Below are 16,712 nucleotides of genomic sequence, written 5' to 3' on the forward strand. Positions count from 1 at the left end.
TTATTAATTAAGTTAGAATGTAAAGTCAAGACCAAAAGTAAACGTACGGTTCAGCGGATAAGGGAAACCTCCATTGTTGTTTCCCTGCTCGGGATCCCACATCTTGATACGATCCCATACATACAGATTGTTTCCCTGTATATAAAAGCGCAATGCTTCTATATTCAACTTCTTCAATAACTTCTTATCGAAATTATAACCTAATTCGATATTTTTCAGCCTCAGGAAACCGGCGTCACGCAGCCACCACGTACTGGCTGCCGTATTGTTCTGGAAGTTATTACTATGCATACGGGGAAACATCACATTCTGACTTGGATTCTGTTCTGTCCAACGATCGGCTACCACCGAACGCACCGCAGATTCTTCGATTCCCCACTGGAAAGGAAAGAAGGTCGCATCAGCTCCGGTTCCCAATACAGTTGACGTATTACCGGCTCCCTGAAAAAAGATACCGGCATAAAAACCTTTCCATTCGGCATTAAATCCGAAACCATAGACAATTTCGGGAACAGTGGGATTTCCTACATCTTCCATTTGGTCATTGCTGTCAATTTTGCCGTCACCGTTCAGGTCTTTGTATTTGATATCACCCGGACGAACGCCGCTCGAAAGACCGGAAACAACTCCGGGTTTTAATTCATAAGTGCGGTTGAGCCCTTCACCGTTGATGATAAAGTCATCATAGGTATACAAACCGTCGGCGATATAGAGCTTGTTCGAGTTGAGACGGGTACCTTTCTTTTCCAGCCAGGGATACACCTGCGGCACCTGATCGTATTCGATAATTTCATTACGGGCAAACGTGAAGTTTCCGCGTGCACTCAGGTTGACTTGCCCTATTTTTTGGTTAAGGGTGAGGCTGGCATCTACTCCATGATTCTTCACAATACCAAAGTTCTGCCAAGGCATCTGTTGGAAACCGGTTACGTTGGACACCGTGTTGCGTTGCAATAAAATGCTCTTACGCTTATTGTTGAAATAGTCTACCTGCAAATCGATGCGGTTGTCGAATAAGCCGAGATCAATACCGTAATTCGTCTTTTCCTCAATTTCCCATGAAAGATAGGGAGCCTCAAACCGGGCCTCGGTAATTCCATTACCGATACCGCCCATGCCTCCCGTATCACTGAAGCCGAGATTATACCCTCCATTATCCTGTTTCATCGTACCACGGTACAAGAAACGGTCACCACCGGTGTCATCATTTCCCGTACGTCCGATAGAAAACCTGAATTTCAACTTGTTGACTACCTTCTTCAACGCCTCCGGATAATAAGGTTCGTTGCTGACATACCATGCCAATCCCATTGCCGGAAAAAAGCCGAAACGAAATCCTTTTGCAAAGGTCTCGGAACCTGTATAACCGAAGTTGCCCTCTACGAAATAACGTCCGTCATAACCGTAAGTGGCACGTCCCACAAGACCCTGCTTTCTGTAAGGCAAAGCATTGTCGTGATATTGGGTCTCTTTTTGCATATAAAGAACCATAGCGGTCACATCATGCTTCTGCGCAAAAGTCCGATTGTAGTTAAACGAAGTTTCGAAATAGATTTTTTTATTCGAAGAGTTTTCCAGTTTCTCGGTCAATACGTCGCTGCCCTCCACAACTTTCTTAAATTGCAGTGCCCCGTTTTCATCACGTCCGGTTGCCAGATACTGAGTAGGTGTCTTGGTTCGTTTTGCCGTATATTTCATATCAGCATCAAAACTGATCAGACCTTTCCAATTCAGCCCCTTGGTGATAAAGTCCAACTTCTGGTTTACTTCCAGTTTCGACTGGATAGACGTTCTCCACTCTTTGGCATATCCGGAATTTACTAATAAGTTATATGGATTCACGCGGTTACCCGAAGGACGCGGATGTCCGGCAATCGTTCCGTCCGAGTATTCAGCAGGCATCAGGTAAGAGGGAGTGCGACACATCGAATTGAAAATTGTATTTGTGCCTGTACCCGGATAATTCGTTTGCAGGTATTGTCCGCTAATATCTACTTTCACCAATGTTGTTTTCGTCGCGTCGAAATCGATATTACTACGCAAATTATAACGTTTCAGCCCGATGTTATTGTCATACTCGTTTTTCTTGCCCTCTTTAAAAATACCGTTCTCCTGATAAAAGGCTCCGGAAACAAAGTAACGTGCACGCTCGGATCCGCCTCTTACATTGAGGGTATAGCGCATATTATAGGTATGCTCTCTCAGCATCTCCTTCAACCAGTCGGTGTCGGGATAAAGGTCGCGATCGGCTCCCGGACCGTATTTGGCAATTTCTTCCGCTGTACGTATACTGGCTGTTCCTTCATTGTTCAAAGCTTCATTATACAGTTCCAGCGTCTCTACCGAATTCATAAATTCAGGCAGGCGAGTCGGAGTGAGCAAGGTAGATTCGGCACGAAGGGATATTTTGGGTTTCTGCGAATTACCACGTTTAGATGTGATCAAGATCACTCCGTTAGCACCCTCGGCACCATACACAGCAGTTGCCGCGGCATCTTTCAGCAGAGTAAACGATTCGATTTCATCAGGTTCTATATCCTGCATATTACGGGGCACACCGTCGACCAAAACTAACGGATTTGTACCTCCTTTGAAGGAACTTACACCTCTGATCCAGAACTCGGAATTATCATATCCCGGTTCACCCGAACGCTGAACGGCAATCAAACCCGGCACTTGTCCGGCCAGGGTATTAGTCAGATTTCTATTGGACGATACAGCCAGTTCCTTAGGTCCGATAGCATTAATAGAACTTACGACACTGTTTTTTTTCTGTTTACCGTAACCAATAACCACTACTTCATCCAGCAATTCGGTATTGGGAAGCATCTTTATGGCCAGAATCTTTTCACCTTTGTAGGTGATCCGTTGTGATTCGTAGCCCACATACGAGAAAAGAAGTATATCTCCTTTCTTGGCACTTATCGAGAAGTTACCATTTACGTCAGTAATAACTCCTGTAGTAGTCCCTTCCAGTTTAATCTGTACTCCGATCAAAGGCTGACCGTTCTCATCCACCACAAGTCCGGTGGCATTATGAACCTGGGCGAAGACTGAATTCAGCCCGAAAGACAATAAAAACAGGATAAAGCAGATCAATCTCAATACTTTATTCTTAAACGCATATTCTTCTGGCATCCTCCCGGTACGATCACCGGCAGTATCAGCATCATTACTAATATGAGCAGTCATCGGCAAAACTGATATTAGCATAAAAGGTTTTTTCATAAGCTTAAATCTTTTTTGTTGTGTAGGTTTTAAATTAATTTTCAGGAAAAAGTGATACTATCCATCTATCGATGCATAGTTCTGTTTGAAATCCGGTCTTTCTTATGTTTTCATAGGCGTAATAAATATGGTTAACACGTCATCTATACTGAACCATGCTGATATTGATTTACGCAAAACGCCTGATTTTATCAGAGTTCCTGTAGAACTTAAGAAAGAAGAAAGACAACTGAACTTAAAGGTAAATGATGTAAACGAAAAGGAGTATTTGTAAAATGTAGTCTAAAACGAGAAAGAGATATACCTATTTTCCACCTCTGTATACTTCGATATATATCACAAGAAAAAACACATAATGGAGAGAGAAAAGATCAAATCATTGATATTAAATAGTATAGAAAACCATCTTATAAAGAAGAATTTTCAGAGTTGCAATTACGATATTTTAAAAAAAGACATGCTTAAATAAGCGTTTTATTAAAGTTATTGCTATATTTGCCACGAAAATGGACCATTTATTACGTATTTTTAAAACTGTTAACTTGATAATCTAAAAGGTAGCATCTGTATGTATTGCGCATAAAACTTTCCAAGTTCTACAGGAACTTTTCTCAAGTACTTTTGAATTTATTTATTTCCAAACAGAACCGCATATCAATAACATTTTTATAGAAAAGTATTGTAAAATAATTACTTAATCAAAGAACGTCAACGGTACATCTTTGGTAGCATAAAAACAACCCGACAGCATATTAATATCATCACATCAAGATCTTTACCCATTCTTTTTATCTTTATCAGGCTATTATTCTCTTGAATGCGAATCAATAATTGGATGAATTCTCCCAACTATTGATTCGCATGATTACTTATTTATATCAGTTGATTACCGTACCTCTTACGTCCAACTCACGGATAGCAGCCACCGTACCGTTGCCTACCCCATCAGGAATGACAAGTTTGATATAGCGTGCCGTTGATGATTTTACATAATATTTCAATGCGGCATCCTGATTGGTGAAGCCAAACTGACCAATCGACTCCCAGTTGTTTCCATCCTCACTGGCTTCAAAACGTACTACTTTAATCGGATTATTACTTCCCCGCCCACGTGGCAAGAGTTCCACTTGAGCTATCTTAACGCGGTGATTCATATCAATGATTATCTCGTAGGGGAGAGGATCGGAACCTCCTTGCCAGCGAGAATGCCAGAAGGTCTCGGCGTTTCCGTCGATCAGGTGTTTGGCATGTCCGTTATTGCTACCTTCACCCGAAGGTTCCTCGGTAGTGAACGACACGATTTTCCAGTCCGTTTTAGAAAGTTTATCTCCTTCTTTTATGATGCTATAAGCAGCATAAGTATCCTTATCTGCCCGTATAGTGGCGTCAGAAGTTACCTCTGCTATCTGTACGGGCAACATATAATTTCCCGGCAAAATGTCATCCTTCAGTTTATAAGTTGCTGTTACCTGATTTACTCCGTTCTGAAGAACCGGGGTCTCGGGTGCTACATAAGCATCGGACGGAAGCATACTGAAATAAGTGCCGTTGGCTGTGTTATAGGCATCTATCACCGACTGGCGGTTTTCCAGACGGCAGGTTATTTCCCATTTATTGGTAAACGGAACGCCGATCTGTACAGGCAACTCTTTTACGTCTGCCAGATTGATTTCTTCGACTCCGGCATTCATAATGGTTACAATCGGTTCTGAGACCTTAAATCCCAACAACAAAGCAGAACGTCCCGGAACCAAAGGCATCCCGTTGGATGTGGCACGCAAAGGCAACACATATTTCAAGTGATCGTATCCGGAAAGCTGTTGTATCTTAGCCGGATCGTAAGTAAGTTCACCTTTCAGCAGTCTTTCGTCTGCCGGAATATCGACTGTCCCTTTTGTCAGTTGATAACAATCGGCGGGCAGAAGTTCGTACGAAGTTCCATCAGCAGCATTCATCGAATCGAGCAGAGCTTTGTCCACCGAGAAACTCACCACACTGGCGGTTGATTTCAATCCTCCCTGTTGTATCCATAAATCTGCCGTATACTTTTCACCTACATTATAGGATTGCAATGTGTTGAATCCTTCCTGAGATACAGCCAAAACTCCATCGGCTTTGGAACTTACATCAAAACTGTCATCGCAACTGCTTACCGACAGTGCAACGCAAGCTGACAGTGCTATATAATTAAATCTATTCATAAGTTAGTCTTTTTATTCGTTCAAAATCACCATCCCGGATTCTGTACCAGATTCTTAGTCTTCCGCATTTCTGAGTCAGGCATCGGATATAAATACATTTTCCGGTTAAATACAATCTGACTTGCTTCCACTACACGATTGAAATCGTCAATATCATTCGGTTCGCCACGCACATTCATTCCATGTACATAACCGTTCTGACGACCTTCTCCGTTTTTATCGGCAATCATCCATCTTCTTACATCAAAATAACGTTGCCCTTCTGTAGCCAGTTCCACCTGACGTTCGCGCTGAATAGCAGCCCGCTGCAACTCCTGATTACCACGAATAGCAGGATTCAAGGTCTCTACACCGGGCAATCCTGCACGCTCACGCACGAGATTGAGGTATTTCAAAACTCTCACATCGTTAGGATTGACTTCATTGGCTGCCTCGGCATACATCAAATAAAAATCTGCCAAACGGAATATAATAGAAGGACGGAACTGAGAGGCTACCCCCGGATTGGTCAAACTGACTGAACGGTTGAAACGTTTGAAAAGCATATAACCGGTCAGCGTGGCCTGTCCTTCTTGCACACCGGAGTTTCCACCATTGTAAAACAACACTTGATTACAGCTCACAGGCCATTGACGTCCATTGAAGAAAACGGTGTTATAAAAACGAGGTTCACGATTGAGGTAACGGTTGCTGACAGACACGTTGGTATACTTCTTGGAGAAGTTATCATTCTGATCTTTGTAAGTCCCGTATCCCTCTTCCTGATAAAGTGTGGATTGCGGCAAATAAGCCGTAGCCGAAATGGGAAGCCCGTCTTTCATATAAAAAGCATCTACCAATTCCTGCGTAACTCCGGTGGAACCCAAACCATTTTTTTCACAGCGCGGAGCGATACGACGATCAAAAGCATCGCCATTCATTCCTCCCCAATCATTATTTGCCGTGGCCCAGATAATTTCGTGTGTATATTTCTGAAACAGATTATATACAGACTTGTCCGGATCAATGACAGCACCGTTGTCGTCTTTATATTCTTTATACAATTCATATCTTCCGGCCTCGGCATAATCGATAAAGTCTTTGCAAGCAGCAAGAGCTTTCTCCCACTTACCGGCATCATAATCGGGAAACAGGCGGGTACCATCCGGATTCGTCACCGCCAAAGCTTCTCTGTATCCTCCGTTTAAAAGAGGACTTGCAGCATACAGCCACAACTTGGCACGAACGGCCAGAGCAACTCCTTTGGTCGGCCAGGCACGATAATCCTTATCTTCAAAAATGGGCTCCTGAGTCAATTCTGAAGCAACTGCTGTCAGTTCGGAATCAATGTACGCTACCACTTCGTCCACCGTGTTCCGGGGTACGTCCTGATCTTCAGTTGCATCGTATATCTTGTCCTTCACCAAAATGATCGGACCGTACTGTTCAAACAACAAATAATGATAAAATGCCCGCATAAAACGTACGTTGGCTTTCATCTGCGTCAGCTCGTCTTCCAGCAACTGGTCACCCTGAGTACCTGTAGTCACGATCGGATGGGCCTTCTGCAAAAAGATATTGGCCTGACGGATGTATTTGTAGCAGTCGCCATAACGATGAAATCCCATGTTGGAAGCATTTCTATCCGAATTATTGTATTTGGAAGAGTTTCCATATCCTACGACCAGTTCATCACACATACCCGTCCAAGGATTCTTGAAAGCTCCCACATTCACGCTGTTTATTCCCGAATAGTCGGGGATACCGGCAAAAACATTGGCATACCATCTTTTTGTATACGATACGTTATCAAATACCTGTTCGGTATTCTGCAAACCTCCCGCAAGTTGTTCGGAAACTCCCAGATAGTCGCAAGAACTAACAAAGCACAATAGCGCTATCAGCAAAGTATATATAGAATTTTGCTTTTTCATCTTTCTATTTATTAATCTGTTTTTTCTTTTTAGAATGTAAAGTCTAAACCGAGTGTGAAAGTACGTGGCAGAGGATAATTCAAACCTGCGTTGGCATTACCGGCTTCCGGATCGAAATACTTAATCTTGTCCCACACAGCAAGATTATATCCCATAATATAAATACGGGCAGCCTCAAAACCAATCTTATCCATAAATTTCTTAGGAAGCTGATAACCGAACTCTATGTTTTTCAGTCGTAAGAATGAACCATCACGCAGCCACCAGGTGCTTGCCACCCGGTTGTTGGCATTATTGGCATTGTTTTTATGCAAACGCGGAATAATGACATCCTGGCTGGGATTGCTCTCGGTCCAACGGTCTAAAGCAAACGTACGGTAATTGGACTGGTCGACACCCCAGGAGAACGGGTACCATCCTTCTGAAGTAGCCCCTCCCAGAAGAACAGATGTATTGCCTGCCCCTTGAAAAAAGATACTTGCATAGAAACCCTTGTACTCGGCATTAAGGCCAAATCCATAAATAATTTCAGGGGTACTCGGGTTCCCTACTCCTCTTACCTGGTCGTAAGAGTCAATCACACCATCACCATTTACATCGACGTATTTGATATCACCCGGACCAACCAATCCTCCCAAAGTAGGACGCGGAAGTTCCGAACGAAGTTTATAGGTTTTCAATCCGTTGGCATTGGTACTGACTATAAAATCGTCCTCGGTATAAAGCCGGTCGGCAATATAAAGAGTATTTTCGCTAACCCGGGTACCGGTAACTGCTTGATAATCGTACTTCTGCGGTAGTTCATCGTATTCAAGAATTTTGTTGCGCGTAAAGGTAAATGTCCCGCGGGCGCTGAGTTTCAGTTTACCTATCTGCTGATTGAGGTTCATTGACATATCCACACCCTGATTACGTACCTTACCAAAGTTCTGCCATGGGTCTTGACGAAGTCCGCCCAACTGGGGAACAGTACGGCGTTGTAGCAAGATATCTCTACGTTCGGAACGGAAATAATCGAAAATAATATCAATACGGTTATCGAACAATCCAAGATCAAAACCATAATTCTGCTTATCTTCAATTTCCCAAGCCAGATAGGGGGCTGCAAAACGTCCTTCAACAATACCGTTACCTATTCCGTTGGTTCCGCCAGTATCTCCGATACCCTGTGTAAATCCACCGGCATTGGTCGTGAAAGTAGGACGATACAAAAAGCGTTCCTGTCCCGTTTTATCATTACCCGTACGTCCGACAGATGCTCTCAGCTTTAGTTTATTAACTATCTTTTTTACCGCTTCCGGATAGAATGATTCGTTAGAAAGATAGTAAGCGGCACCGACTGCCGGGAAAAAGCCGAAACGATTACCTTCGGCAAATGCTTCGGAACCGGTATAACCAAAGTTGCCTTCGACAAAATAGCGTCCGTCATAGCCATAAGTGGCACGGCCCACAAACCCCTGCTTACGGAAAGGAAGAGGAACATTGTGCTGTTGTGTCTCTTTCTGCATATACAGCAACATGGCCCCCACGTCATGTTTTCCAAACGTACGTTTGTAGTTGACAGACGCATCGATATAAATTTTCTTGGTGGCAGATGTCGCACTGTTTTTGGGATCCTGAATATCCGGGTTACCCGATACAACCGTAGAGAAAATCAGTTGTCCCAATTCATCACGACCAGTAGCATGATATCGTGTCGGATTATATTCACGACGGATAATCATCTCGCTGTCATAGTCATAACTTATATTCAGGTTGGCAGACAAACCTTTGGTAATGAAATCGAGTTTTTGATTGACATTTACTTTTGACTGGATACCGGTTCTGTATTCTTTTGCATAACCGGAGTTCATCAATAAGTTATAAGGGTTACGCATATTGGCATCTCTTTCCTGAGCATAAGTAGCTACTGTTCCGTCACTGTACACAGCCGGGAAAGCATAGGGAGGAGTGATCAACATGGAACGGAAAATGGTGGAAGTACCTGTTCCCGGATAATTATTAATGAGATATTGCATGGCAAGATCTACTCCTACTGTAGTAGTAGAAGATACAGCCATATCAATATTAGAACGCAGATTAAACCGGTCAATACCGATATTGGTATCATAAATCCCATTCGGTCTGTTCTTGAACAATCCGCTTTCATTAAAATAGGCACCTGATACGAAATACTTGGCCTTTTCCGTACCACCGCGTACATTGAGTGTATAACGGTGGCTGAAGGTATTCTTACGAAGAAGTTCGTCAATCCAATTGGTATTAGGGTACAGATCCGGATCATCGTTGTTACGGTAATGAGCTATCAGTTCATCAGAAAATTGAGGTCCCTCTCCATCATTGCGCAATGCTTCGTTATACAGGCTCAGATAATCGGCAGAACCAACAAATTCCGGAAGACGAGTAGGTGACGAAATCGTATGTTCTGTCTTAAAAGATATTTTAGCCTTCTCAACCCGTCCGCGCTTAGTAGTCACCAGTACTACACCGTTAGCTCCTTCCGCACCATAAATGGCAGTAGCGGCCGCATCTTTCAGTACAGAAAATGTTTCTATTTCATCCGGTTCAATATCACTCATATTTCTGGGAACTCCATCGACAAGTACAAGCGGAGAAGTTCCTCCGGCAAAAGTACTGACTCCGCGAATCCAGAATTCGGCATTATCATAACCGGGCTCTCCGGAACGCTGGACCGCAATCAGACCTGCCACCTGACCGGCAAGGCTGTTATTCAGGCTTCGGGAAGGAACGACAATGTCTTTGGGTTTTATCGAACTCATGGATACCACCACACTCTCTTTTTTCTGTTTACCGTAACCGACTATCACTACCTCATCAAGCGCTTTTGAGTCTTCGTGCAATACGACATTGATGTTACGACGTCCTTTCACCTTGATTTCTTCGGTATTATATCCCAGGTATGAGACCAGTAAAATCACATCATCCGACGGAAGCATGACTTCATAACGTCCTTCCATATTGGTTATGGCACCGATAGTAGGATTTCCTTTTACCACTACGTTTGCACCGATGACTGACTCTCCTTTTGCATCGGTAACGACTCCGGTAACTTTGATTTTAGCCTTCTGCTGAGGGGCAGAGGCGGACTCGGAAGTTTCTTTTTTATAAATAATGATCTGACGGTCTTTAATGGTAAATCCATTATCGGTATGTGCCAATAATTGCTCTAATATTTTTTCGACCGACTGATTAACCACATTTACACTGACTTTCCGGTTCAAGTCAATAACACCATCCCTGTAAAAGATGATAAACTCACTATTCTTCTCTATCTCCTTAAAAACCTGTAGTACGGTTTTTCCGGCAGATTGCATAGTAAAGACTTTGGTTTGCGAGTAAACACTTGAAGCATAAGCTATTTCGAATGCAAAAGTGAATAACAAAAATAAAAAAATACTTTTTATTGATAATAAAGTTCCTACTTTAGTCCTATTGGGACTAAATATTCCATGATTATTCATACATTTGTACGATTTGATTAACAAATTTGTTTTTACGTAGTTTAATCTAATCAGGGGTTGGATGATATGAGGGTATTATCCAACCCTTTCTTAAAAAATTTAAGGTCCTTGTTTCATACTATTAGAAATTACTTGGTTAATAAAAAATGGTTCTCTCTGATCTCTACTTTCGCAGGTATGGTTTTACTTAACATTTCCAAAACATCCCATAAATCTTCCCGTAAATCAAGCTTACCACTACAGGTTAACCCGATCAGCCCCGAATCAGCTGTGATGTGTTTTCCATAATATTGAGATAACTTTTCGATGATTACTTCAATCTTTTCACGTTCAAAGCAATAATAGCCTTCTACCCAACTGATATATTCAGACACATCCACTGTATTTATCCGCAACTCGTTCCCTTGGTCATCATAAGTTAACATATCATTGGGGTTAAGAACTTTCTCGGGATGCTTATGTGTATCCACTTTCACTTTACCGGATACCAAAACCACCGATTGTTCCTCTGCAGAATCATAAGCACTCACATTAAATTTCGTGCCCAGCACCTCTACTTCCATCCGATTGGTCTTTACGATGAAAGGCCGGGTTTTATCAGGAGATACCTGAAGGTAGACTTCTCCATTCACATAAATCTCCCGCCTATGTGCCGCAAACTCTGTCGGATATACCACACGGGTATTAGCATTCACGGCTATTCGTGTCCCGTCGGAAAATGTTATAAAAGAACGTTTTCCGGAAGGAACTATTAACTGATTATAACCTGCGCCCCCTTCTTCATCTGCCTGAGCCGTTCCGGAATTGATGGCTATTTTACCACCCTTCTTATAGTGTAATTTACTTTCTTTCCCATCCATAACCACCTTCTGCCCTTTCGACAAGACTAACTGTATGTCATCGCTATGATCCGGTTGGGAGATACTGGCCAAACTGTAAAATGAACTTTCTTCATAAAAAGCAATAAGGGAAAAAACAAAATAACTGCTCAAGACCAACATTGATATACAGGCAGCAATACTCGCTACACGCAGGAAAATTAATCGTTTTTTTCCTCTTCTCGCTTTTTTCTCAACCGCTACCTGATAGCTGATTCGTTCCCAAAGTATTCCCACTTCATCGTCTGTCATCTGCTTTTGAGGACTTACGGCTACAATCTTTAAAAAACTTCGAGCCATATGTAACTCTTTGGCAAAATCGCTGTCTTCTTTTTCCAATCTTGCCCAAAAATCTTCACTTTGTTCCGTAGGATGCTGCATTGAGTCCAGAAAAGGTCCGTCGTTCAACAAATCAGCTGCGGTATAGTGTATATAGTGAGTTCGCTCCATTTTCTTCTTTTTATAAAAAGACAGACAGAGCTCTGAAATCTACTCAGTGAAAAGCGGATTTTTTTATTGAATTTCTATTACCAGCTGAAAAACAAGGAATTAGAATAGAAAGAAAAATGGCAATATACCATACATTTCACGCAAGCGGGTAAGAGATCGCTGAAGTAAATTATAGGCTGACTGATAATTAAGCCCCATCAGCTCACAAATAGAACTGTAATCCAGCCCTTCAAAAAAACGATAATAGATGATTTCACGCTGTCGGGGAGAAAGCGTATTCAACAAATGGGCAACAGTATGTTTCTGAGATGTTTCATCTTCGGTCTCAATAATTTTTTCTTCTACCGACAAATCGAACTCATAATTTATATTAGAGATATAAGTGTCATGTAAACTCCCTTTATTAAAGACATTAAAGATAGAATTCCTTAACGAAGACATTAAGTAGATTTTAATATTGGCAGGAGGAGAAGAGTATTTACCTTTCTGTCTGTAGATATTCACAAAAACATCCTGGACACAGTCTTTCACCATCTCTGTATCTGTAGTAAAGCGACACCCATATTGATAGAGTTGCTGAACATATTGAGAATACAGCCATGCATAAGCATTGTCATCTCCTTCCAGAAATGACTGCCACTTCGCATTACTACTCTCAACGGGATCATTATTATACATATCGCATGACTTCTGACAACATCAGTTGCGCAAAATAAGCAAAAATTCATTAAAGGTAGTCAAGAAACCTCTCTTTTTAACTATAAAATTCCTTTATAATTGCTAATCTTCTTTCTTGTATTAATTAGAGGACAAACAAAAGCCGGCATCTATTACAGCGAAATTCAATCTCCCCTTATGAAGGAAAACCGAAGAGAACAACTCTTTCCTGAAATTTATTGTTATATTTGCATATACTAAACTTTAAAGCCTTATTCAATATGTTCAATTCATTTGGCAATATTTTCAGACTAACCAGCTTTGGCGAATCTCATGGTAAAGGAATCGGAGGAGTGATTGATGGATTTCCAGCAGGTATCACTATCGACGAGGAGTTCGTTCAGCAAGAACTGAACCGCCGTCGCCCGGGGCAGTCGGTCATTACCACTGCACGCAAAGAAGCTGATAAGGTAGAATTTCTTTCGGGCATTTTCGAAGGAAAATCTACAGGATGCCCCATCGGGTTTATCGTATGGAACGAGAACCAACATTCAAACGACTATAATAACCTGGAAAAAGTATATCGTCCGTCACATGCCGATTATACATACACTGTAAAGTATGGAATCCGTGATCACCGTGGTGGAGGACGTTCTTCTGCACGTGAAACCATTTCAAGGGTAGTGGGTGGTGCTTTGGCAAAACTCGCATTGCGTCAATTGGGAATTCACATCACAGCTTATACTTCACAGGTAGGTCCAATTAAATTGGAGGGTAATTATACGGATTACGATCTTGACTTGATTGAAAGCAATCCGGTGCGTTGTCCGGACCCCGAAAAAGCAAAAGAAATGCAGGATTTGATTTATAAAATCAAGGGTGAAGGAGATACCATTGGAGGCGTATTGACTTGTGTCATCAAAGGATGTCCTATCGGACTTGGACAGCCTGTATACGGTAAGCTACATGCCGCATTGGGAAATGCCATGCTGAGTATCAATGCTGCAAAGGCTTTTGAGTATGGAGACGGTTTCAAAGGACTCAAACAAAAAGGATCAGAGCAAAACGATGTGTTCTACAACAATAATGGGCGGATAGAAACACGAACCAACCACTCCGGAGGAATCCAAGGGGGGATCAGTAACGGGCAAGATATCTTCTTCCGGGTAGCATTCAAACCGGTAGCCACGGTACTGATGGAACAGGAAACTGTTAATATCGACGGCATCGATACCACATTGAAAGCCAGGGGACGTCACGACCCATGTGTATTGCCACGTGCAGTACCTATTGTAGAAGCCATGGCAGCAATGACCATACTCGACTATTATTTATTGGATAGAATGACGCAACTTTAATAATTATTCAACGTGAACGAAATTCAGAAATATATTGCAGAGAACGAACCGATGATGATGGAGGATTTATTCAGCCTCATCCGTATTCCCAGTATCAGCGCATTACCGGAACATCATGACGATATGCTGGCATGTGCACAACGCTGGACACAATTATTACTCGAAGCCGGAGCAGATGAAGCCATCGTTATGCCTTCAAAAGGAAATCCTATCGTATTCGGACAAAAGATAGTAGACCCTAACGCTAAAACGGTATTGATATATGCGCATTATGACGTGATGCCTGCCGAACCTCTCGATTTGTGGAAAAGCCAACCTTTTGAACCGGAAATACGTGACGGACATATTTGGGCGCGAGGTGCCGATGACGACAAAGGACAAGCATTTATTCAAGTAAAAGCTTTTGAGTATCTCGTAAAATACAATCTGCTGAAAAACAATGTGAAATTTATTTTCGAAGGAGAAGAAGAAATCGGTTCACCAAGTCTGGAGGCCTTCTGTGAAGAGCATAAGGAACTACTAAAGGCCGATATCATACTGGTATCAGATACCAGTATGTTGGGTGCCGATCTTCCTTCATTAACTACCGGGCTGCGTGGTTTGGCCTATTGGGAAATCGAAATAACAGGTCCAAATCGCGACTTGCATTCAGGGCACTTCGGTGGGGCTGTAGCTAATCCGATTAATGTGCTTTGCGGCATGTTGAGTAAAGTAATTGACGCTGACGGACGCATCACGATCCCAGGATTTTATGATGCCGTGGAAGAAGTTCCACAAGCAGAACGGGAAATGATCGCCCATATTCCTTTTAATGAGGAAAAATACAAGGCAGCCATCGGTGTAAAAGAGCTTTTTGGTGAAAAGGGATACAGTACCCTGGAAAGAAACAGTTGCCGCCCCTCATTCGATATTTGTGGCATTTGGGGTGGCTATACCGGTGAAGGCTCTAAAACCGTACTCCCGTCAAAAGCCTATGCCAAAGTATCGTGTCGGCTGGTTCCGCACCAAGACCATCATGTAATCTCAGAGCTTTTTGCAGACTACTTCCGCCGGATCGCTCCGGCTACAGTGGATGTAAAAGTGACACCGATGCATGGAGGACAAGGATATGTATGCCCTATATCACTACCGGCCTATCAGGCAGCAGAAAAAGGATTTGAAATAGCCTTCGGTAAAAAACCATTGGCCGTACGTCGCGGAGGGAGTATCCCTATTATATCAACCTTCGAACAGGTGTTAGGAATAAAAACCGTACTTATGGGATTCGGACTGGAATCGGATGCTATTCATTCGCCTAATGAAAACTTCTCTCTGGATATATTCAGAAAAGGGATCGAGGCAGTTGTAGAATTTCATCTGACATACAGTAAAAAGTAAGCTTCTTATCACAAATAATAACACGGATTAAAACAGATATCAATCAGGTTCCGTTGCGACCTAAAATTGAATGCTGTTTTAATCCGTGTTATTTGTGGTAAGACTTATCATGGCAACTCAAACATAAATGTGAACGATTTACTGTCTTTGAAATCTTTCACTGCGTCTCCTGTATAAATTTCCCCGTGTGTCAAAGATAATTTCCTGATATTTGCACTCGGACTAAAATCAACCTTATTCAAATCTACCCAGAACAGGTTAGGAGTCAAAGTCGACTCAAAGTAGTATACCCGATTTTTCTGATCAGAAACCGAACGCCAACGTGTGGAAGAAATATACGGCTTGTCCGGAGTTGTGATTCCGAAAGGAACAGATACATTCCGCATCACGCTCAATACACTCGGTACAGCAATATTCGCATCCGATGTCTGCGGAATAGCATGAATATAGAAAGAAGCACGCACAAAACGGTCACTTGAACGGTTGGTTCCCGGCAACATATTCAAACCGCCTACCTCTTTCCAATAATCATTCACAGCCAATTGAAGATCGTAACGGGGAGAGTTTGTCATTACTTGATATTCTTTACCTTCATGGATGATCAGGTCTCCATTGATATACTCCAGAATAGCGGAATTACCCGTTTCATCAGTGATAGCCATATGCAATGTAGATGCAGAGCCATTAGGCATGTTCGGAGCATCAATGCGGAAGGTTTGTTTACTTAGCTCTTCAACAGCTTCACGTACTGTTGCAAAGTTATCAAGCACATACTGTGTCCAAATACTAATCCCCATTACAGGGCGGGTGTCATTGGGACGGGTATAGACAGACTCCGGCAGAAACAGGAGACTGGCAACCAATCCTTTTTCATTCATGCCGTCGCAAGTACCGATATCATACCCGGTAGCCACAATGCTACCATACTTCGAAGTCCATTCTACCGTATTTCCTTTATCGTATCCTGCACGTTTGATACCACGGGGAAAAAGATATAAATTAGACTGAATATCCTCTTTCCAATCCATCGTACGTCCGGTAATCACCATATTATCCGGTCCAATGTAAACTGCACGTGTACATGCTTTCGCAGGCTGTCCACCCCAGATCAAATTGACAGCTATAGTAACCAAAGCTGCCATCATAATTTTCTTTCTCATACTCTTTT

General features: G+C 42.4%; 9 protein-coding genes. 2 read left to right on the forward strand and 7 right to left on the reverse strand.

Annotated elements, in window-relative coordinates; translation table 11 throughout:
• Window positions 1-12 precede the first annotated feature (12 nt).
• The 6 genes from G7Y45_RS19650 to G7Y45_RS19675 all read right to left on the reverse strand — a co-directional run bounded on the left by G7Y45_RS19650 (window position 13) and on the right by G7Y45_RS19675 (window position 12,830).
• On the reverse strand, window positions 13-3,228 hold the full coding sequence (locus G7Y45_RS19650) for a TonB-dependent receptor (RefSeq protein ID WP_022011712.1): 3,216 nt from the start codon (window positions 3,226-3,228) through the stop codon (window positions 13-15).
• Window positions 3,229-4,106: 878 nt separating this feature from the next.
• Window positions 4,107-5,429 carry a BT_3987 domain-containing protein gene (locus tag G7Y45_RS19655; RefSeq protein ID WP_044302074.1) on the reverse strand — a complete coding sequence of 441 codons (1,323 nt, stop codon included), beginning with the start codon at window positions 5,427-5,429 and terminating at the stop codon, window positions 4,107-4,109.
• 26 nt (window positions 5,430-5,455) lie between these two features.
• Window positions 5,456-7,342: a RagB/SusD family nutrient uptake outer membrane protein gene (locus tag G7Y45_RS19660; RefSeq protein WP_005821692.1), complete on the reverse strand. Its 1,887-nt coding sequence runs from the start codon at window positions 7,340-7,342 to the stop codon at window positions 5,456-5,458.
• 29 nt (window positions 7,343-7,371) lie between these two features.
• Window positions 7,372-10,824, reverse strand: coding sequence for a TonB-dependent receptor (locus G7Y45_RS19665; protein ID WP_005821693.1), 3,453 nt, complete (start codon window positions 10,822-10,824; stop codon window positions 7,372-7,374).
• 128 nt (window positions 10,825-10,952) lie between these two features.
• Window positions 10,953-12,152 (reverse strand): FecR family protein, encoded by a 1,200-nt coding sequence (locus G7Y45_RS19670; RefSeq protein WP_005821694.1) that lies wholly within the window; start codon window positions 12,150-12,152, stop codon window positions 10,953-10,955.
• A 99-nt stretch (window positions 12,153-12,251) separates the two neighbouring features.
• Window positions 12,252-12,830 carry an RNA polymerase sigma factor gene (locus G7Y45_RS19675; RefSeq protein WP_005781354.1) on the reverse strand — a complete coding sequence of 193 codons (579 nt, stop codon included), beginning with the start codon at window positions 12,828-12,830 and terminating at the stop codon, window positions 12,252-12,254.
• Between the two features lie 260 nt (window positions 12,831-13,090).
• On the opposite strand from G7Y45_RS19675, the gene aroC reads away from it, so the two are divergent.
• Window positions 13,091-14,167, forward strand: a complete 1,077-nt coding sequence (gene aroC / locus G7Y45_RS19680; RefSeq protein ID WP_005808404.1) for a chorismate synthase — start codon at window positions 13,091-13,093, stop codon at window positions 14,165-14,167.
• Between the two features lie 12 nt (window positions 14,168-14,179).
• On the forward strand, window positions 14,180-15,544 hold the full coding sequence (locus G7Y45_RS19685; RefSeq protein ID WP_032531999.1) for a dipeptidase: 1,365 nt from the start codon (window positions 14,180-14,182) through the stop codon (window positions 15,542-15,544).
• Between the two features lie 107 nt (window positions 15,545-15,651).
• Here G7Y45_RS19685 and G7Y45_RS19690 read toward each other — a convergent pair whose 3' ends face one another.
• The gene (locus tag G7Y45_RS19690; RefSeq protein WP_005781360.1) at window positions 15,652-16,704 is read right to left on the reverse strand and encodes a linear amide C-N hydrolase; all 1,053 of its coding nucleotides are present in this window, start codon (window positions 16,702-16,704) and stop codon (window positions 15,652-15,654) included.
• Window positions 16,705-16,712: the final 8 nt, after the last annotated feature.

It is taken from the genome of Bacteroides sp. ZJ-18 (genome assembly GCF_011038705.2).
GTDB classification, from domain to species: Bacteria; Bacteroidota; Bacteroidia; order Bacteroidales; family Bacteroidaceae; genus Bacteroides; species Bacteroides hominis.